21 protein-coding genes are annotated in these 17,881 nt (G+C 57.3%); 19 read left to right on the top strand and 2 right to left on the bottom strand.

Annotated features, from left to right (window positions below):
- Positions 1 to 121: 121 nt before the first annotated feature.
- Positions 122 to 964 carry a mechanosensitive ion channel family protein gene (locus CCX46_RS23755; protein WP_127929520.1) on the top strand — a complete coding sequence of 281 codons (843 nt, stop codon included), beginning with the start codon at positions 122 to 124 and terminating at the stop codon, positions 962 to 964.
- A gap of 118 nt (positions 965 to 1,082) precedes the next feature.
- Here CCX46_RS23755 and CCX46_RS23750 read toward each other — a convergent pair whose 3' ends face one another.
- The gene (locus CCX46_RS23750; protein WP_127929519.1) at positions 1,083 to 2,447 is read right to left on the bottom strand and encodes an OprD family porin; all 1,365 of its coding nucleotides are present in this window, start codon (positions 2,445 to 2,447) and stop codon (positions 1,083 to 1,085) included.
- Between the two features lie 894 nt (positions 2,448 to 3,341).
- Here CCX46_RS23750 and CCX46_RS23745 point away from each other — a divergent pair.
- Positions 3,342 to 3,767, top strand: a complete 426-nt coding sequence (locus CCX46_RS23745) for an HIT domain-containing protein (protein WP_127930443.1) — start codon at positions 3,342 to 3,344, stop codon at positions 3,765 to 3,767.
- A gap of 3 nt (positions 3,768 to 3,770) precedes the next feature.
- Positions 3,771 to 3,977, top strand: coding sequence for a SlyX family protein (locus tag CCX46_RS23740; RefSeq protein ID WP_038366649.1), 207 nt, complete (start codon positions 3,771 to 3,773; stop codon positions 3,975 to 3,977).
- 70 nt (positions 3,978 to 4,047) lie between these two features.
- Here CCX46_RS23740 and CCX46_RS31025 read toward each other — a convergent pair whose 3' ends face one another.
- A complete protein-coding gene (locus CCX46_RS31025; protein WP_007912746.1) occupies positions 4,048 to 4,650 on the bottom strand; it encodes a cold-shock protein in 603 nt (200 codons plus the stop codon).
- Positions 4,651 to 4,962: 312 nt separating this feature from the next.
- Between CCX46_RS31025 and CCX46_RS23730 the strand changes: the two genes are divergently transcribed.
- The 16 genes from CCX46_RS23730 (at position 4,963) to queE (ending at position 17,881) form a co-directional block, all read left to right on the top strand.
- The gene (locus tag CCX46_RS23730; protein ID WP_034153422.1) at positions 4,963 to 5,433 is read left to right on the top strand and encodes a Dps family protein; all 471 of its coding nucleotides are present in this window, start codon (positions 4,963 to 4,965) and stop codon (positions 5,431 to 5,433) included.
- Between the two features lie 185 nt (positions 5,434 to 5,618).
- On the top strand, positions 5,619 to 5,957 hold the full coding sequence (locus tag CCX46_RS23725; RefSeq protein WP_127929518.1) for a ribbon-helix-helix domain-containing protein: 339 nt from the start codon (positions 5,619 to 5,621) through the stop codon (positions 5,955 to 5,957).
- Positions 5,958 to 6,088: 131 nt separating this feature from the next.
- The gene (locus CCX46_RS23720; protein ID WP_127929517.1) at positions 6,089 to 6,310 is read left to right on the top strand and encodes an FmdB family zinc ribbon protein; all 222 of its coding nucleotides are present in this window, start codon (positions 6,089 to 6,091) and stop codon (positions 6,308 to 6,310) included.
- Between the two features lie 108 nt (positions 6,311 to 6,418).
- Entirely contained in the window at positions 6,419 to 8,194 is a 1,776-nt protein-coding gene (aspS, locus tag CCX46_RS23715; protein ID WP_038366634.1) for an aspartate--tRNA ligase, read from the top strand.
- 128 nt (positions 8,195 to 8,322) lie between these two features.
- On the top strand, positions 8,323 to 9,069 hold the full coding sequence (locus CCX46_RS23710; protein ID WP_007912738.1) for a YebC/PmpR family DNA-binding transcriptional regulator: 747 nt from the start codon (positions 8,323 to 8,325) through the stop codon (positions 9,067 to 9,069).
- A 158-nt stretch (positions 9,070 to 9,227) separates the two neighbouring features.
- Positions 9,228 to 9,755: a crossover junction endodeoxyribonuclease RuvC gene (gene ruvC, locus CCX46_RS23705; RefSeq protein WP_007962095.1), complete on the top strand. Its 528-nt coding sequence runs from the start codon at positions 9,228 to 9,230 to the stop codon at positions 9,753 to 9,755.
- 115 nt (positions 9,756 to 9,870) lie between these two features.
- On the top strand, positions 9,871 to 10,479 hold the full coding sequence (gene ruvA, locus CCX46_RS23700) for a Holliday junction branch migration protein RuvA (protein WP_003227522.1): 609 nt from the start codon (positions 9,871 to 9,873) through the stop codon (positions 10,477 to 10,479).
- Positions 10,480 to 11,541: a Holliday junction branch migration DNA helicase RuvB gene (ruvB, locus tag CCX46_RS23695; protein ID WP_016983825.1), complete on the top strand. Its 1,062-nt coding sequence runs from the start codon at positions 10,480 to 10,482 to the stop codon at positions 11,539 to 11,541. It abuts the gene before it with no gap.
- A gap of 127 nt (positions 11,542 to 11,668) precedes the next feature.
- Positions 11,669 to 12,136, top strand: a complete 468-nt coding sequence (gene ybgC, locus CCX46_RS23690; protein ID WP_064119107.1) for a tol-pal system-associated acyl-CoA thioesterase — start codon at positions 11,669 to 11,671, stop codon at positions 12,134 to 12,136.
- Positions 12,126 to 12,821 carry a protein TolQ gene (tolQ, locus tag CCX46_RS23685; protein WP_008080223.1) on the top strand — a complete coding sequence of 232 codons (696 nt, stop codon included), beginning with the start codon at positions 12,126 to 12,128 and terminating at the stop codon, positions 12,819 to 12,821. The genes ybgC and tolQ overlap by 11 nt, the downstream gene beginning before the upstream one ends.
- A gap of 23 nt (positions 12,822 to 12,844) precedes the next feature.
- The gene (gene tolR, locus CCX46_RS23680; RefSeq protein WP_161806672.1) at positions 12,845 to 13,297 is read left to right on the top strand and encodes a protein TolR; all 453 of its coding nucleotides are present in this window, start codon (positions 12,845 to 12,847) and stop codon (positions 13,295 to 13,297) included.
- Positions 13,297 to 14,379: a cell envelope integrity protein TolA gene (gene tolA / locus CCX46_RS23675; protein ID WP_016983827.1), complete on the top strand. Its 1,083-nt coding sequence runs from the start codon at positions 13,297 to 13,299 to the stop codon at positions 14,377 to 14,379. Before tolR ends, tolA begins: the two co-directional genes overlap by 1 nt.
- A gap of 17 nt (positions 14,380 to 14,396) precedes the next feature.
- Positions 14,397 to 15,677, top strand: a complete 1,281-nt coding sequence (gene tolB, locus CCX46_RS23670) for a Tol-Pal system beta propeller repeat protein TolB (protein WP_016983828.1) — start codon at positions 14,397 to 14,399, stop codon at positions 15,675 to 15,677.
- A gap of 52 nt (positions 15,678 to 15,729) precedes the next feature.
- Positions 15,730 to 16,227 carry a peptidoglycan-associated lipoprotein Pal gene (gene pal, locus CCX46_RS23665; protein WP_003178634.1) on the top strand — a complete coding sequence of 166 codons (498 nt, stop codon included), beginning with the start codon at positions 15,730 to 15,732 and terminating at the stop codon, positions 16,225 to 16,227.
- Between the two features lie 6 nt (positions 16,228 to 16,233).
- On the top strand, positions 16,234 to 17,067 hold the full coding sequence (gene ybgF, locus CCX46_RS23660) for a tol-pal system protein YbgF (protein ID WP_007912724.1): 834 nt from the start codon (positions 16,234 to 16,236) through the stop codon (positions 17,065 to 17,067).
- A 166-nt stretch (positions 17,068 to 17,233) separates the two neighbouring features.
- Positions 17,234 to 17,881: a 7-carboxy-7-deazaguanine synthase QueE gene (queE, locus tag CCX46_RS23655; RefSeq protein ID WP_007912722.1), complete on the top strand. Its 648-nt coding sequence runs from the start codon at positions 17,234 to 17,236 to the stop codon at positions 17,879 to 17,881.

Genomic DNA, 17,881 nt, shown 5'->3' with positions numbered 1-17,881 from the left:
TGAGTTGACTGACACACCGCCTTCGCGAGCAGGCTCGCTCCCACATTGTTTTGTGTACACCCGGCGGGTTTCTGCCGCTTATTTTTCGCGTGCCGAATGGCCGGAAATCAGGAGATAGAACATGGATTTGAATGCTGAGGTGGACAACCTGGTCAAGGCATCCCAGGCGTGGATTCCAATGATCATGGAATACGGCAGCCGCGTGCTGCTGGCAGTGATTACCCTGGCCATTGGCTGGTGGCTGATCAACAAGGTCACGCAAAAGCTCGGCGGTCTGCTGGCCCTGCGCAATGCCGATCTGGCCCTGCAAGGCTTTATCAGCAGCTTGGCGAACATCATTCTCAAAGTGCTGCTGATTGTCAGCGTCGCGTCGATGATCGGTGTTGAAACCACCTCGTTCGTTGCTGCGATCGGTGCTGCCGGTCTGGCCATCGGTCTGGCCTTGCAAGGCAGCCTGGCGAACTTCGCCGGTGGCGTGCTGATTCTGTTGTTCCGCCCGTTCCGTATCGGTGACTGGATCGAAGCGCAAGGTGTGGCGGGTACTGTCGACAGCATCCAGATTTTCCACACGGTACTGCGTACCGGCGACAACAAGACCATCATCGTACCGAACGGTAACCTGTCGAACGGCATCATCACCAACACCAACCGTCAGCCGACTCGTAAAGTCGTGTTTGATGTAGGCGTTGATTACGAAGCCGATCTGCAAAAAGCCCGTCAAGTGCTGCTGGATCTGGCCAAGGATGAGCGTGTGTTGCAGGATCCTGCGCCACAGGCCGTGATTTCGACACTGGGCGACAGTTCGATCACTGTTTCGCTGCGTGTGTGGGTTAAAACTGCAGACTACTGGGACGTGATGTTCATGTTTAACGAACAGTCGCGTGATCGTTTAAAGACTGCCGGCATTGATATTCCTTTTCCGCAACGCGTGATTCGTGTGGTGCAGGAATCGGTAACACAATGATAGGTTGCTAATTAATTGCCTGACTTGTCGGTCAGGCAACTATTGCAAGTGACAGGCAATAAAAAAGGCCCATCGTAAGATGGGCCTTTTTTTATGCTTCCAAACTAACCACTGACGATTACAAGATGTTCAGTGGGTATTCGGTGATCAGACGGAACTCTTTGACATCGCCTTCGCCCTGGTCGGAGTTGGCAACGTGCCAAGCCTGACGAATGCGGAAGGACAGATCTTTCGCCGGGCCAGACTGAACAACATATTTGGCTTCGAAGTTGGTTTCGTGGTGTTCGCCGTCTTCACCGTACAGCGGAGCGCCAGTGTTGGTGCGGTATTGGCTGTTTGCAGCCAGGCCGGTACCGTCGATGTCCCAACCTTTAACGTAACGAACCATGAAGCTCAGGCCTGGAACGCCGTACTCGGCCATTTTCAGGTCGTAACGGGCTTGCACGGATTTCTCGCCAGGACCGTTGAAGTCAGAGTACTGGATGGAGTTGGCGAGGAAGATCGAGTCGCCACCACGGTTGTTTTTACCCACACCGATGTAGTCGAACGGAGTATCGCCGTTGACCTTCTGGAAGGCCAGGGTGAAGGTGTGTGCTTTCAGGAACGACAGCGCGGTTGCCAGGGAGAACGTAGTGTTGCTGATGTCACCTGCCAGCTTGTCACCGGTGTCGGTGGTGCGGTAGATGTTGAAGTCAGTGTTCAGCGAAGTGTCACCACCGAATGGCGTGGTGAGGTTCACGTTGGCGTAGTACTGGTTCCAGATGTCTTCCAGCTTGGCGCCGTAGAGCGATGCGCTCAGGTTTTCGGTGATGCCGTACTTGCCGCCGAAGTAGTCGATCGAGTCGGCTTCTACGCCAGAGTAGTTGGAGTACAGACCGCCGTTACGGGCGTTCTTGTCCTGGCTGGTCGCCGAGTAGAAGTGACCGGCTTCGAGGTCAAGGTCTTTGATCTCGCTGCTCTGCAGCTGGAAGCCGCTGGCAGTTTGCGGAAGGATACGGGAACCGCCGATAGCGAACACTGGAGCAGTGCTTGGCTGTTGGTCGCCGACTTTCAGCTCGGTTTTGGAGATGCGGAATTTAATGGCTGCGCCGGCTTTGCCTTGGCTGTCATTAACGTCGCGGGAGTCATTCAGTGGATCAGTGTGGTCGCTACGGCTCATGTTGCCCGAACCGGAAGTACCGTCACCGCCATCGAGTTTCAAGGCCAGGTAGCCGAATGCATCAATACCGACACCAACGGTACCTTGGGTGTAACCAGAGCTGAAATTGGTCAGGAAACCCTGAGTCCAGTCCTTTACATCAGCGCCGCCGTTCTTGTTGTCGCGGTTGAAGTAGTAGTTCTTCAACGTCTCGGTGAGTTTCGCGTCTTCAACAAAACCTTTGGCTTCAGCCTGGTCACTTACAAACGGTGCGGCCGTAGCCACTTGAGTACTGGCGGCTGCAGCAACTGCCAGTGCGATCATGCTCCACTTCATCACGCGCATCGTGATTTGCTCCTTTGGTTTTAGAAGAGTACTGCCGTCCCACCTGTTTTATTATCTGGGCGGCTCTTTCTTTTTGTGTCGGCGCAAACTTATATCACGCCGACAATGTTGGCGATACTTGCTGATCCAACCTTTCAGCATCTTTACGACGTTGTCGCAAATGGCGTGGTGGATGTCGCAAATTCACAGTACCAATGCAGCCGGACTGACAACTTTATCGCTGTTTCTGGGCCTTTTTGCATCGGTAAAAAAGAGTCCCTGGCAAAACACTTGAATCTCCATCGGGCAACCCTGCCACTGTTCTTATGGGGCTTAAGGCATCCACTTCCCGTGGTGCGCTTATAGTCCATATGGGTACGAATGCAACAAGCGTGCACAAACCGCAATTTCGTTGCGGTTATTTTTCTGAACGCCCGCCTGTCACTGTAAAAACCTCATAAATGCTGGACGCCAAGCCCCTTTTTATCAGGGCTTGACGCCATTCCTTCTATGGTGTTGCCACACGCAGGATCGAGCGTGACAACCAAAAACGTTACCGGTTCACCCCGCCAGTGAGTATTTGGCGGATGCCTGACGCAGTGAGCGTAGACGCACTGTGCGTTTTTGGTGCAAAAAATTTTACAGCTGTTCGGTATTCATACAGTTGAGAGCTGGCTGGATGCTGAACGAGTCAGTCTTTCTCGGTCATTTCTCCACGCTTGAAGTGTGTCTTGGTGCTGTGCTGGTGCATGGCGCGAGTAAATGTCCCATCCCGGGGCGTTTGCAGCGGTTCGTCATCAAGCCTTCGTGAAGGCTGGCGCATTCGCAGGTATGCTGCCGTCCTGTCGCTTGGTCGCGCCGTTCGCGAGGAGGGCCGCTAAGCTGAATAATGAAGATCAGCCGGGAGTGCGCGCAGTGTTTGCTTTAGATTCACGACTTCAACAGGACACGCTGACGATCGGTGATTTCCCTCTTTGCCGACTGCTGCTGTCCAATGACGCCAATTACCCTTGGTTTATCCTGGTGCCTCGTCGCGACGATATCAGTGAGTTGTTTCAGTTGGATGTCGCCGATCAACAGCAGTTATGGCAGGAAACCACCGCACTGGCTGAGTTGCTCAAGGATCTGTTCGACGCCGACAAGCTGAACGTCGCAACCCTGGGTAATGTCGTAAGCCAGTTACACATGCATGTGATTGTGCGTAAACGCGATGACGCGGCCTGGCCAGCGCCGGTCTGGGGCAAGCACCCGGCCAAGCCTTACAGTGTCGAGCAGGTCGCCGCCATTCGCGAGCGGTTGCGACTGGTCCTGACCGAGCATTTCACCTTTGTGGAGGGCTGAGTCATGAGCCTGGAAGAACGCGTTACCGATCTGGAAAGCCGTCTGGCGTTTCAGGATGACACCATTCAGGCATTGAACGACGTGCTGGTAGCCCAACAGCGCGTGGTTGAGCGCCTGCAATTGCAGATGGCAGCCCTGCTCAAGCGCCAGGAAGAGATGGTCGGCCAGTTCGAGTCCTTCGAAGACGAGGCGCCGCCGCCGCACTACTGACGCGGGTACTTTTCACCCGGCGTAAAAAAACCGCGAACAGCAGGCTGCTCGCGGTTTTTTTATGCCTGGATCAGCGTCGCGGCAGAGCGGCGATCACGTCCTCGGCTTGCAGGCCCTTGTCCCGGTTCATCACCGAGAATTCCACGCGCTGGCCTTCGACCAGTACGCGGTGACCTTCACCACGGATCGCGCGAAAGTGCACGAAAATATCATCGCCGGAATCCCGGGAGATAAAGCCGAAGCCTTTGGAGGTGTTGAACCACTTGACGGTACCGGTATCGCGATTGGTCATGTCATAGCTGGTTGGAGCGGCAGCCGGTGAAGAACGATAGAAGCTCACAGCCAGATGCAAGACCACGGCAACCAGCGCGATCACCAGGGTGAACAGCACGGCTGGCTGGCCGGCGATGACGGGCATCGGGGCGATCAGGGTCAAGGTTTGCAGGACGACAGTCAGCACCAGAAGAGCGCTGACCAGATTTTGCAGATGCTGACGAGGGCCTTTGTTCCAGAAAGGAATCACTGGAGCAATCACCAGGTTAAGCAGGCCGAAAAAGGCCAGGTAAAGTGCATCGGGTTGTTGCAGGTAGGGAACGGCTTCGGATTTCAAGCTGGGTATGAACGACAGCAGCAAGGCCGCTGCGCCCATTAGCAGGTGGACGATTTTCAACATTTTGATTGGCTCACGTTTATGACGGCTCACAAGGAAGAGCTGAAGGCGCACGGTTCGCTTCGGAACAAAATAAGAGGCGGTGGACACGTTCACGGCATCAGCCTATGCGCAACGCCCCGAAAAATGGGGCATGGCGACACACTGCCTATTTAACAGCAAAGCCTGCGGCTACTCAAATCAGCCCGGCCAGCGGCATGGCGTCGGTCGATTTGTCGCAGCGTTTGCAGCCAATCAGGGCTGCGGGGTGTCGGTTGCCTTGCTAGAGTGGGTCTGCACCTGTTGGATGAATTCAATCGCCGTTAGGGGGTAAATATGGCAATCGATATCGGTATCAGTGAAGAAGATCGCAAGTCCATCGTCGAAGGACTATCCCGTCTGTTGTCGGACACCTACGTGCTGTATCTGAAAACCCACAACTTCCACTGGAACGTCACCGGCCCGATGTTTCGCACGCTGCACTTGATGTTCGAAGAGCAATACAACGAGCTGGCGCTGGCCGTGGATTCGATCGCCGAGCGCATTCGCGCCTTGGGTTTTCCGGCGCCGGGCGCCTATGCCACGTACGCACGTCTTTCTTCGATCAAGGAAGAAGTGGGTGTGCCGAGTGCCGAAGACATGATCAAACAATTGGTTGATGGCCAGGAAGCCGTTACGCGCACGGCGCGCGGCATTTTTCCGCTGCTCGACAAGGTCAGCGATGAGCCGACCGCAGACCTGCTGACCCAGCGCATGCAGGTGCACGAGAAAACCGCGTGGATGCTGCGCGCGTTGCTGGAAGCATAATCATCCGGGCGCACGAGCCAGTCGGTCGAGGGTCGTGCGCTGTCCGGAATCTTACTTGTATCGTTGGCTTATCCTACGGAGATGGTCAATAAGTCGTCTGGATATAACTTTGTGTCTGCGCTTTTATGAAAGCCACAGGATGTGACTTTTCAAACAAGCAGAGATGGCAAAGGAGTGTCACCGATATGGTAGAGGGAGACAGGCGAGGCGACAGGATTGTCGGCTTGCCACATGAATTGAAAGTCGATCCGTTCGTCAACGAATTCGACATGGCACTGGTTCAGCCATCGTCACGATCCGTACGTCTGAACGGTTATGCAACCTGCCTGCGGCTTGAGCAGGTTTACTGGAACATCCTCGGCACGATGGCCGCGCAAAATTGCTGTTCGGTCAGTTCGCTGTTGTCCCATGTCGACCGTGAAGTGCATCTGCGGCATGGCGGGGTGAAGAATTTCAGCGCGCTTGTACGGGTGGTGTGCGTCATGAACGGCATCAAGGAAGCTGCATCGACCGAATCGCTCTGAAACGGCGATTGCAAACGAGGTCGCGGCCTGTGCAGTCTTACGGCTGCACAGGCTGCATTTAATCGATATAATCCCGCTCTTTCGCCGCAAAGCCCTGCGCGCGGTGGCAATCTGATCGCCGAGACACCCCCATGCCGATGTACGATTACCAATGTGCTTCCTGTGGTCATCAGTTGGAAGCCCTTCAAAAGATCAGCGATGCACCGCTGGTCGACTGCCCTGCCTGCCAGGCACCAGAGCTCAAGAAACAGCTGTCCATGCCGGGTTTTCGCCTGAGCGGCGGCGGCTGGTACGAAACCGACTTCAAGACCGGCGCCAAGAAGAATCTGGCCGGTGGCGACAAATCTGACTAGGGTTCAGGCCCAGGTCGAACGACACGCGTGAGTTTTCCGATGCCGCACCCAGCTTGTGTGCGACGGGATCTCTACCGAATTTCGAATTACGAGAAGCGAACCACTACCATGATGCGCAGCCACTATTGCGGCCAACTGAACGAAAGCCTGGAAGGCCAGGAAATTACCCTTTGCGGATGGGTTCACCGTCGTCGCGACCACGGCGGGGTGATTTTCCTCGATATCCGTGATCGTGACGGTCTGGCCCAGGTGGTTTTCGATCCGGATCGCGCCGAGAGCTTCGCCGCTGCCGATCGCGTGCGCAGCGAGTACGTCGTGAAGATCACCGGCAAGGTGCGTCTGCGTCCGGCCGGTGCCACCAACGCCAACATGGCGTCGGGCATGATCGAAGTGCTGGGCTACGAACTGGAAGTGCTGAACGAGTCGGAAACCCCGCCGTTCCCGCTGAACGAGTTCTCCGACGTTGGCGAAGAAACCCGTCTGCGCTATCGTTTCCTCGACCTGCGTCGTCCGGAAATGGCCGAGAAGCTGCGTCTGCGTTCGCGCATGACCACCAGCATCCGTCGCTTCCTCGACGAGAACGGTTTCCTCGACGTCGAAACGCCGATCCTGACCCGTGCCACCCCTGAAGGTGCACGTGACTATCTGGTGCCAAGCCGCACTCACGCTGGTTCGTTCTTCGCCCTGCCGCAATCGCCGCAGCTGTTCAAGCAACTGCTGATGGTTGCCGGTTTCGACCGTTACTACCAGATCGCCAAGTGCTTCCGCGACGAAGACCTGCGCGCTGACCGCCAGCCGGAATTCACCCAGATCGACATCGAGACCAGCTTCCTCGATGAAAAAGAGATCATGGGCCTGACCGAAGAAATGATCCGCAACCTGTTCAAGGAAGTGCTGGGTCTGGAATTCGGCGATTTCCCGCACATGACCTTCGAAGAAGCCATGCGCCGTTACGGTTCCGACAAGCCAGACCTGCGCAACCCGCTGGAACTGGTCGACGTTGCCGATCAACTCAAAGAAGTCGATTTCAAAGTGTTCAGCGGCCCGGCCAACGATCCGAAATGCCGTATCGCCGCACTGCGCGTTCCAGGCGGGGCGAGCATGCCGCGCAAGCAGATCGACGACTACACCAAGTTCGTCGGCATCTACGGTGCCAAGGGCCTGGCGTACATCAAGGTCAACGAGCGTGCAGCCGGTGTTGAAGGTCTGCAATCGCCGATCGTGAAAAACATCCCTGAAGACAAGCTGAACGTGATCCTTGATCGCGTTGGCGCAGTCGATGGCGACATCGTGTTCTTCGGCGCCGACAAGGCCAAGATCGTCAGCGAAGCCTTGGGCGCACTGCGCATCAAGCTCGGTCACGACCTCAAGCTGCTGACCTGCGAGTGGGCGCCAATGTGGGTCGTCGACTTCCCGATGTTCGAAGAGAACGACGACGGCAGCTTCTCGGCGCTGCACCACCCGTTCACCGCGCCAAAGTGCACGCCGCAAGAGCTCGAAGCCAACCCGGCTGGCGCTCTGTCCCGCGCGTACGACATGGTGCTGAACGGCACTGAGCTGGGTGGCGGTTCGATCCGTATCCACCGCAAAGAGATGCAACAGTCGGTCTTCCGTCTGTTGGGTATCGATGAAGCGGAACAGGAAGAGAAGTTCGGCTTCCTGCTCGACGCGCTGAAGTACGGTGCACCGCCGCACGGTGGTCTGGCCTTCGGTCTGGACCGTCTGGTAATGCTGATGACCGGCGCCCAGTCGATCCGTGAAGTGATCGCCTTCCCGAAAACCCAGAGTGCTGCCGACGTGATGACGCAGGCACCGGGTGTGGTGGATGCCAAGGCACTGCGCGAACTGCACATTCGTTTGCGCGAAACGCCAAAGGCTGAGTAAGACGGGCCTGAAGGCGCATCTTCGGATGCGCCTTTTTTCTATCTATAGAGAGCAGGTCGAGATTTTTTGTTTGCTGGCCGCTGCATGTGCAGGGCGGGCAACGTTTCAAAGAGAATTCGGAGCGAGTTATGGCAGGTCATTCCAAGTGGGCGAACATCAAGCACCGCAAAGAACGTCAGGATGCCAAGAGAGGCAAGATCTTCACCAAGTGGATCCGCGAGCTGACCGTTGCGGCCCGTCAGGGCGGCGGTGATCCGGGCTCCAACCCGCGTCTGCGTCTGGCGCTGGATAAAGCGCTGAGCGCGAACATGAGCCGCGACATCATTGACCGCGCCGTCGCGCGTGGCGCCGGTGCCACCGAAGCCGACAACGTTGAAGAGCTGACCTACGAAGGTTACGGCCCGGGCGGTGTAGCGGTGATGGTCGAGTGCATGACCGACAACCGCAACCGTACTGCGGCAGCCGTTCGCCATGCGTTCAGCAAGTGTGGTGGCAACCTCGGCACCGACGGTTCGGTGGCTTATTTGTTCGAGCGCAAAGGCCAGATCAGCTTCGCGCCGGGCGTTGATGAAGACGCACTGACCGAAGCGGCGCTGGAAGCCGATGCCGATGACGTGGTCAGCCACGAAGACGGCTCGATCGATGTGTTCACCTCGTTCACCAGTTTCTATGCGGTGCGAAACGCGCTGGAAGCCGCCGGGTTCAAGGGCGATGATGCGGAAATCGTCATGCAGCCAACCACCAGCGCCGAGCTGGATCTGGAAGGTGCGGAAAAGGTGCTCAAGCTGATCGACATGCTTGAAGATCTGGATGACGTGCAGAACGTCTATTCCAACGCTGATATTCCGGAAGACGTGGCCGCTCAGCTCGGTTAAGAGCGACTACGATTCAATGTGGGAGCGAGCCTGCTCGCGAAGGCGGATTTTCAGGCAACATCGTTGCTGATGATGAAACCGCTTTCGCGAGCAGGCTCGCTCCCACATTTGTTATGGGTTGATTTGAAAATCGTGCTTTTACCGAATCTGCAGGCGTTATGACTTTAATTCTTGGTATCGACCCCGGTTCGCGCATTACCGGTTACGGGATTGTTCGCGATACCGGGCGTGGCGGCTGCATCTATGTGGCCTCGGGTTGCATTCGCACTGGCGCCGGCGAGCTGCACGAGCGCCTGCAAATCGTCTATCGCGGCGTACGCGAGATCATCCAGACCTACGGCCCGGTGACCATGGGCATCGAAAAAGTGTTCATGGCGAAAAACGCCGATTCGGCGCTGAAGCTGGGGCAGGCGCGCGGAGCGGCAATTGTCGCCGGCGCTGAAGAATGCCTGGAGATTGCCGAGTACACCGCCACTCAGGTCAAACAGGCCGTGGTCGGCACCGGCGCCGCCAATAAAGAACAAGTGCAGATGATGGTCATGCACATGCTCAAGCTGACCAGCAAACCGCAAATCGATGCCTCGGACGCCCTCGCCATTGCCATTTGCCATGCGCACACCCGCTCCAGTCTGCTGCCGCACGGTTTGGGAACGGCACGCAGTCGTGGCGGGCGCCTGCGTCTCTGATAGCATCAGCATCAATTTTCCTGAAAGCGGATTTCCTGCGCCTGGGTCGTCGGCCCGGAATCCGCCTTTCGACAGTCGCCAGCCCACGGCTGGCCAACGCTCAAGGATCTGAAACGTGATTGGACGCTTGCGCGGCACCCTGGCTGAGAAACAGCCGCCGCACCTGATTCTGGATGTAAACGGCCTCGGGTATGAGCTGGAAGTGCCCATGACCACCCTTTATCGTCTGCCGTCGGTCGGTGAACCGCTGACCTTGCACACCCATTTGGTCGTACGCGAAGACGCGCAATTACTCTATGGTTTCGCCGGCAAGCGTGAGCGAGACTTTTTTCGCGAGTTGATCCGTCTCAATGGTGTCGGGCCGAAATTGGCGCTGGCCTTGATGTCGAGTCTGGAAGTCGACGAACTGATCCGCTGCGTGCAGTCTCAGGACACCTCGGCCCTGACCAAGGTGCCGGGTGTCGGCAAGAAAACCGCTGAGCGTCTGCTGGTCGAACTCAAGGATCGCTTCAAGGCCTGGGAAACCTCGCCGGCGATGTTCGCGCTCGTCCCGAACCAGCCGGACGGCCCAGCGCCGGTCAACACCGCCGAGAACGATGCGGTCAGCGCGCTGATTTCCCTGGGCTACAAGCCGCAGGAAGCGAGCAAAGCGATTACCGCCATCAAGGACAAGAATTTGAGCAGTGAAGACCTGATCCGCCGCGCCCTGAAGGGAATGATTTAAGTGATTGAAGCTGATCGTCTGATCGCCGCCGCGCACAGCCCGCGCGAGCGCGAAGAAGTCCAGGACCGCGCGATTCGTCCGGTCAGTCTGGCCGACTATATTGGTCAGCCGACCGTGCGCGAGCAGATGGAACTGTTCATCCAGGCTGCCCGTGGTCGTAGCGAATCCCTCGACCACACGCTGATCTTCGGCCCGCCGGGTCTGGGCAAGACTACGCTGGCCAACATCATTGCCCAGGAAATGGGCGTGTCGATCAAGAGCACGTCCGGCCCGGTGCTGGAGCGTCCTGGTGATCTGGCCGCATTGCTGACCAACCTTGAGCCGCACGATGTGCTTTTCATCGACGAAATCCATCGTCTGTCGCCGATCGTTGAGGAGGTGCTGTATCCGGCGATGGAAGATTTCCAGCTCGACATCATGATTGGCGAAGGGCCGGCAGCGCGTTCGATCAAACTTGATCTGCCGCCGTTTACTCTGGTGGGTGCAACGACCCGCGCCGGCATGTTGACCAATCCGTTGCGTGACCGCTTTGGTATCGTCCAGCGTCTTGAGTTCTACAGCACGGCCGATCTGGCGACGATTGTCAGCCGTTCGGCGGCCATCCTCGGTTTGCCACTGGATCCGGAAGGTTCTTTCGAAATCGCTCGTCGCGCCCGTGGCACGCCGCGTATTGCCAACCGCCTGCTGCGCCGGGTGCGCGACTTCGCCGAAGTGCGTGCCAAGGGCCATATCACCAAAGCGGTGGCGGATCTGGCGCTGAACCTGCTGGATGTCGACGAACACGGTTTCGATCATCAGGACCGGCGTCTGCTGCTGACCATGATCGAGAAGTTCGATGGCGGCCCGGTCGGTATCGACAGCCTCGCCGCTGCGATCAGTGAAGAACGTCACACCATTGAAGATGTGCTGGAACCGTATCTGATTCAGCAGGGCTACATCATGCGCACACCGCGGGGCAGGGTGGTGACGCGGCATGCGTACCTGCACTTCGGTTTAAACATTCCGTCACGAATGGGTGAAATGCCCGTGGCAGACGAGTTTCTCGATGCCGTGGACGACTAATACACATTTGTTGTCGATTTATTCAGGGTTTGTACTGTCAGAGGACGGTACTTTTACGGTAAAGCTCTGAAACCATGAAAAACAGTTGCCTGGCCGGATTGGCAACCTGAGGAGTAAGCACTAGAGTATGCGCGCGCAAAACGGGCTTGAGCCGTTCGCACATCGTTGTCGCGTTTATTACGAGGACACCGATGCGGGCGGCATCGTGTATTACGTTAATTACCTCAAGTTTATGGAACGGGCTCGAACCGAGCGGCTTCGCGAGCTGGGCTTTGCCCAATCGCAGCTTGCCGGGGAGGACCTGTTGTTTGTCGTGCACTCCAGCGAAGCGCGCTATCACGCGCCGGCGCGACTGGACGATGAACTGCTGGTAAGCGCTGAAGTAATCGAATTGAACCGTGCCAGCCTGCGCTTCAAACAGCAGGTCAGGCGGGCTACGGATAATGTGCTGCTCTGCGAGGGGCAGTTTTTGGTGGCCTGTGTGCGCACTAACAGTTTGAAACCCCGGGCCCTTCCCGAAGACTTGCGTGCGGCCTTTGCCGACGCGGTCGGCCCGGGTACACACTCAAAGCAGGAGATAAAGCGTGGAAGCTAACGTCGTCGACCATTCCTCCATGTGGAGCCTGGTCAGCAATGCCAGCATCGTGGTGCAGTTGGTAATGTTGACCCTGGTAGCCGCATCGGTGACCTCATGGATCATGATCTTTCAGCGCAGCAATCTGCTGCGTGCCGGTCGACGCGCCCTGGAGAGCTTCGAAGAGCGCTTCTGGTCGGGTATCGACCTGTCCAAACTGTACCGTCAGGCGGGCAGCAACCCGGATCCGGATTCGGGCGTGGAGCAGATTTTCCGTGCCGGCTTCAAGGAGTTCTCCCGTCTGCGCCAGCAGCCGGGTGTCGACCCTGAAGCAGTCATGGAAGGCGTGGCCCGTGCCATGCGCGTCGCCATCTCCCGCGAAGAAGAGAAACTGGAGCAGAGCCTGCCGTTTCTCGCCACGGTCGGTTCGGTCAGCCCGTACATCGGTCTGTTCGGTACCGTGTGGGGCATCATGAACTCCTTCCGCGGTCTGGCCAGCGCCCAGCAAGCAACCCTGGCCACTGTGGCTCCGGGTATCGCTGAAGCCCTGATCGCCACAGCGATCGGTCTGTTTGCCGCGATCCCTGCGGTAATCGCTTACAACCGTTTCGCCGCTCGCAGCGAAACCTTGTTGGGCCGCTACTACACCTTCGCCGATGAATTCCAGGCGATCCTGCACCGCAAAGTGCACACCAGCGAAGAATAAGCAGGTAATTTCCAATGGCTTTAATCGCTCGAGCTCGCAAAAAGCGCAAGCCGGTCGCCGAGATGAACGTGGTGCCTTACATCGACGTGATGTTGGTGCTGCTGGTCATCTTCATGGTGACCGCGCCGATGCTCAATCAGGGCGTGAAAGTTGATCTGCCCAAGGTTTCCAGCGAAGCCTTGCCGCAGGACAACAACACTCAGGTCCTGACCATTTCGATCAAGGCTGACAAGACCTACTACTGGAACCTTGGCAGCGAAGTCGATACCGAGAAGCAACAGGACAGGGCCATGACCCTGCCGCAAATGACCGACGCGGTGACCAAGATCATTCGTGCCGGCACTGAAGGCGGCAAGCGTACCCAGGTCTTCATCCGCGGTGACAAAACCGTCGACTACGGTTCCGTCATGGGCGCCATGGGCGGGTTGCAGAAAGCCGGGGTCGGTAATGTTGGTTTGATTACCGAGGCCCCCTGATGCAGCAACAGCGAGAGCCGTCCGCCTCGGAAAGCTACTTCTGGCCTAGTGTTCTGGCGATTGTCCTGCACGTGCTGGTGTTCGGCATGCTGTTCGTCAGTTTTGCCTTTACACCAGAGCTGCCGCCGGCCAAACCGATTGTCCAGGCGACCCTCTACCAACTGAAATCGAAAAGTCAGGCAACCACCCAGACCAATCAGAAGATTGCGGGTGAGGCGAAGAAATCCGCCGCGCGCCAGACCGAAGTCGAGCAGATGGAGCAGAAGAAGGTCGAGCAGGAAGAGATCAAGGCCGCTGCGGAACAAAAGAAAGAAGAAGCGGCTCAAAAAGCCGAGGAAGCCAAGAAGGCCGACGAGTCGAAAAAAGCAGACGAGGCGAAAAAGGCTGACGAAGCCAAAAAAGCCGACGAAGCCAAGAAGACCGCCGAAGCCAAAAAGGCCGAAGAGAAACAATTGGCTGATATAGCCAAGAAGAAATCTGAAGAAGAAGCGAAAAAGGCTGCTGAAGAAGAGGCCAAAAAAGCCGCTGCTGAAGAAGCCAAGAAGAAGATCGTCGAAGACGCGAAGAAGAAAGCCGCCGAAGACGCCAAGAAGAAAGCTGAAGCTGAAGAGGCGAAGAAGAAAATCGCCGACGAAGCGAAGAAGAAAGCTGCTGCCGATGCTGCGAAGAAGAAAGCGCAGGATGCGGCACGTAAATCGACCGAAGACAAAAAGGCTCAGGCCTTGGCCGATCTGCTTTCCGACACGCCGCAGCGCCAGCAGGCCTTGGCTGATGAGCAGGGTGACGAAGTCGCGGGCAGTTTCGATGACCTGATTCGTGCGCGAGCAGCAGAGGGGTGGGCCCGTCCACCTTCGGCACGCAAAGGCATGACCGTTGTGCTGCAGATCGGCATGTTGCCGGACGGTACGGTGACTTCGGTCAGCGTGGCCAAGTCCAGTGGTGATGGTCCGTTCGATGCGTCGGCAGTCGCGGCAGTGAAGAATATTGGACGTTTGACAGAAATGCAGGGAATGAAGCCGAGCGATTTCGCTCCGTATCGTTCATTCAAGATGACATTCACACCTGAGGATCTAGCCTTGTGAGAAACCTTCTTCGAGGAATGCTGGTCGTGATCTGCTGCATGGCAGGGATCGCGATGGCGGATGAGAAAAACATTCTGGTTACCAGCGGCAGCGATCGGGCTACCCCGATCGCCGTCGTACCGTTCGGCATGCAGGGCGGTGCCGTGCTGCCGGATGACATGGCTGAAATCATCGGTAACGATTTGCGCAACTCGGGCTACTACTCGCCGATTCCAAAGCAAAACATGATCAGCCAGCCAAGCCAGCCGAGCGAAATCATCTTCCGTGACTGGAAGGCGGTGGGTGCTCAATACATGATGGTCGGCAGCATTGCGCCAGCCGGCGGTCGCCTGCAAGTGCAGTGGGCACTGTTCAACGTGGCCACCGAACAGAAAGTGGCCGACGGCAGTGTGTCCGGTACGACCGAGCAACTGCGTGACATGGCGCACTTTATCTCCGACCAGTCGTTCCAGAAGCTGACCGGTATCGAAGGTGCGTTTTCGACTCGCCTGCTGTATGTGACGGCTGAACGCTTCTCCGAGAAGAACACCCGTTACACCCTGCAGCGTTCGGACTATGACGGTGCTCGTGCTGTAACTCTGCTGCAATCGCGTGAGCCGATCCTGTCGCCGCGTTTCGCACCGGATGGCAAGCGCATTGCCTACGTGTCGTTCGAGCAGAAGCGTCCGCGTATCTTCATGCAGAACATCGACACCGGTCGCCGTGAACAGATCACCAACTTCGAAGGCCTGAACGGTGCACCAGCCTGGTCGCCGAACGGTGATCGCCTGGCGTTCGTACTGTCGAAGGACGGTAACCCGGACATTTACGTGATGAACCTGGCTTCGCGCCAGATCACCCGTGTGACCGCAGGTCCTGGCATCAACACCGAACCGTACTGGGGCAAGGATGGTTCGACCATCTACTTCACCTCGGACCGCGGCGGCAAGCCTCAGATCTACAAAACCAGCGCCAGTGGCGGTGGTGCCGAGCGTGTAACGTTTGTAGGTAACTACAACGCCAACCCGAAACTTTCGGCAGATGAAAAGACTTTGGTGATGATCCATCGTCAGGATGGCTTCACCAATTTCAAGGTGGCAGCTCAGGATCTGCAGCGAGGGAGTGTAAAGATCCTCACTGATAGCACTCTGGACGAGTCACCTACTGTTGCGCCCAACGGCACCATGGTAATCTACGCCACCCGCCAACAGGGCCGGGGAGTCTTGATGCTCGTGTCCATTAATGGACGCGTTAGGCTCCCGCTTCCTACCGCTCAAGGCGAAGTCAGAGAACCGTCCTGGTCCCCTTACCTGAAGTGAGCGGGCGCTACACGTTTTACTTAACACACTGGGGTTCATTAGGAGTTTCACGATGGAAATGCTGAAGTTTGGTAAATTTGCTGCGCTGGCTCTGGCCATGGCTGTAGCTGTAGGTTGCTCGTCCAAAGGCGGCGACAACGCCGGTGAAGGCGCTGTTGATCCAAACGCTGGTTACGGCGCAAACACTGGTGCCGTTGACGGTTCCCTGAGCGAAGAAGCTGCTCTGCGCGCAATCACCACCTTCTACTTCGAATACGACAGCTCGGACCTGAAGCCAGAAGCCATGCGCGCTCTGGACGTTCACGCCAAAGACCTGAAAGCAAACGGCGCTCGCGTTGTTCTGGAAGGCAACACCGACGAACGTGGTACTCGTGAGTACAACATGGCACTGGGCGAGCGTCGTGCGAAAGCCGTTCAGCGCTACCTGGTACTGCAAGGTGTTTCCCCAGCTCAGCTGGAACTGGTTTCCTACGGCGAAGAGCGTCCAGTTGCTACCGGCAACGACGAGCAGTCCTGGGCTCAAAACCGTCGCGTCGAACTGCGTAAGTAATTCGATATGCGAACGTGCCGTCGTGCTGTAACTGTTCTGGCTCTCAGCCTCGCGCCGCTTGCGGCGTGGGCTGCGGTTCCTGTGGTCGATGACAACTCCGGTTATAACAATAGCGGGAGCAGTTATCCGCCTGCAGGTTACGGTACGAACGGCGCCTATGCCGGGGGAGCGGCTTCGGCCCCTGCCTCGGCACAAGGCATGCTGTTCAACCAACTGCAACAAATGCAGGATCAGATATCGCGTCAGCAAGGTGTGATTGAAGAACTGCAGAATCAGGTTGCGCGCATGAAGCAGGAATCCCTGGAGCGATACCAGGATCTTGATCGGCGCATAGGATCCGGCGTTGCACCTGCCGCGACTCCTGAGAATTCTTCTGCCGGTGGCGATGCAAGTGCTGCTGCCGGTGCTGCCGCTGGCGCCGGGGCTGCTGCCCAGGCACCTGCTGCAAGCAGCGAACCGGGTGATCCGGCCAAGGAAAAGCTGTATTACGATGCCGCTTTCGACCTGATCAAAGCCAAGGATTTCGACAAGGCCAGCCAGGCTTTTGCCGCTTTCCTGCGCAAATACCCGAACAGCCAATACGCGGGCAACGCCCAGTACTGGCTGGGCGAAGTCAATCTGGCCAAAGGCGATCTGCAAGGCGCAGGTCAGGCTTTCGCCAAGGTTTCGCAGCTGTATCCCAAGCACGCCAAAGTGCCGGATTCGCTGTACAAGCTGGCTGATGTAGAGCGCCGCCTCGGTCATACCGACAAGGTCAAAGGCATTCTGCAGCAGGTGGTGGCCCAATACCCGGGCACGTCCGCCGCTCAGTTGGCTCAACGCGATCTGCAACGCATGTAAGCACGCTTGACCCGTTTGGAAGAAACCCGCGCTTGTCGCGGGTTTTTTCGTTAGAATTCACGCCCTTTTTCTGAAACACGCTTCTTGCGGTCTACGCGTTGGCGGGATTGCCTGAAGTGCCTGACGGAGGCGGACAGCCTGTTTAGCTGTTACGCCCGTGGCGACTATGCAAGACACATTGAGAATCACTGAAGTTTTCTACTCTTTGCAGGGGGAAACGCGGACTGCCGGGCTGCCCACGGTTTTTGTGCGCCTGACCGGTTGCCCATTGCGTTGCCAATACTGCGACAGCGCCTACGCGTTCAGTGGCGGCACTGTGCGCACCCTCGACGATATCCTCGAGCAAGTGGCCGGATTTCGTCCGCGCTACGTCTGTGTCACCGGTGGTGAACCGCTTGCACAGCCGAACGCCATTCCTTTGCTCAAACAGCTGTGTGATGCCGGCTACGAGGTCTCGCTGGAAACCAGCGGCGCCCTCGACGTCTCGGCTGTCGATCCGCGCGTCAGTCGCGTTGTCGACCTGAAGACACCGGATTCGAAAGAAGCCCATCGCAACCGTTACGAGAACATCGAACTGCTGACGCCCAACGATCAGGTGAAGTTTGTTATCTGCTCGCGGGACGACTATGACTGGGCCGTCTCCAAACTGATTCAGTACGGTCTCGATCGACGTGCCGGCGAAGTGCTGTTTTCCCCAAGTCACCATGACCTCAATGCCCGCGATCTGGCGGATTGGGTGGTGGCGGACAACCTGCCGGTACGCTTGCAATTGCAGCTGCATAAATATCTTTGGAACGACGAGCCGGGGCGCTGA

The sequence above is a fragment of the Pseudomonas sp. RU47 genome, assembly GCF_004011755.1.
GTDB lineage: Bacteria > Pseudomonadota > Gammaproteobacteria > Pseudomonadales > Pseudomonadaceae > Aquipseudomonas.
The sequence above is the reverse complement of the archived record's forward strand: the minus strand, read 5'-3'. Positions and strand labels throughout refer to the sequence as shown.

Excerpts from the sequence above, each read along its gene's own strand:
- ybgF (WP_007912724.1), top strand. The coding sequence starts at position 16,234 with ATGCGAACGTGCCGTCGTGCTGTAACTGTTCTGGCTCTCAGCCTCGCG.
- CCX46_RS23750 (WP_127929519.1), bottom strand. The coding sequence starts at position 2,447 with ATGCGCGTGATGAAGTGGAGCATGATCGCACTGGCAGTTGCTGCAGCC.
- pal (WP_003178634.1), top strand. The coding sequence starts at position 15,730 with ATGGAAATGCTGAAGTTTGGTAAATTTGCTGCGCTGGCTCTGGCCATG.
- CCX46_RS23730 (WP_034153422.1), top strand. The coding sequence starts at position 4,963 with ATGGCAATCGATATCGGTATCAGTGAAGAAGATCGCAAGTCCATCGTC.
- tolA (WP_016983827.1), top strand. The coding sequence starts at position 13,297 with ATGCAGCAACAGCGAGAGCCGTCCGCCTCGGAAAGCTACTTCTGGCCT.
- ybgC (WP_064119107.1), top strand. The coding sequence starts at position 11,669 with ATGCGCGCGCAAAACGGGCTTGAGCCGTTCGCACATCGTTGTCGCGTT.
- queE (WP_007912722.1), top strand. The coding sequence starts at position 17,234 with ATGCAAGACACATTGAGAATCACTGAAGTTTTCTACTCTTTGCAGGGG.
- ruvC (WP_007962095.1), top strand. The coding sequence starts at position 9,228 with ATGACTTTAATTCTTGGTATCGACCCCGGTTCGCGCATTACCGGTTAC.
- CCX46_RS23710 (WP_007912738.1), top strand. The coding sequence starts at position 8,323 with ATGGCAGGTCATTCCAAGTGGGCGAACATCAAGCACCGCAAAGAACGT.
- tolB (WP_016983828.1), top strand. The coding sequence starts at position 14,397 with ATGCTGGTCGTGATCTGCTGCATGGCAGGGATCGCGATGGCGGATGAG.
- CCX46_RS23740 (WP_038366649.1), top strand. The coding sequence starts at position 3,771 with ATGAGCCTGGAAGAACGCGTTACCGATCTGGAAAGCCGTCTGGCGTTT.
- CCX46_RS23725 (WP_127929518.1), top strand. The coding sequence starts at position 5,619 with ATGGTAGAGGGAGACAGGCGAGGCGACAGGATTGTCGGCTTGCCACAT.
- CCX46_RS23755 (WP_127929520.1), top strand. The coding sequence starts at position 122 with ATGGATTTGAATGCTGAGGTGGACAACCTGGTCAAGGCATCCCAGGCG.
- aspS (WP_038366634.1), top strand. The coding sequence starts at position 6,419 with ATGATGCGCAGCCACTATTGCGGCCAACTGAACGAAAGCCTGGAAGGC.
- CCX46_RS23720 (WP_127929517.1), top strand. The coding sequence starts at position 6,089 with ATGCCGATGTACGATTACCAATGTGCTTCCTGTGGTCATCAGTTGGAA.
- CCX46_RS31025 (WP_007912746.1), bottom strand. The coding sequence starts at position 4,650 with ATGTTGAAAATCGTCCACCTGCTAATGGGCGCAGCGGCCTTGCTGCTG.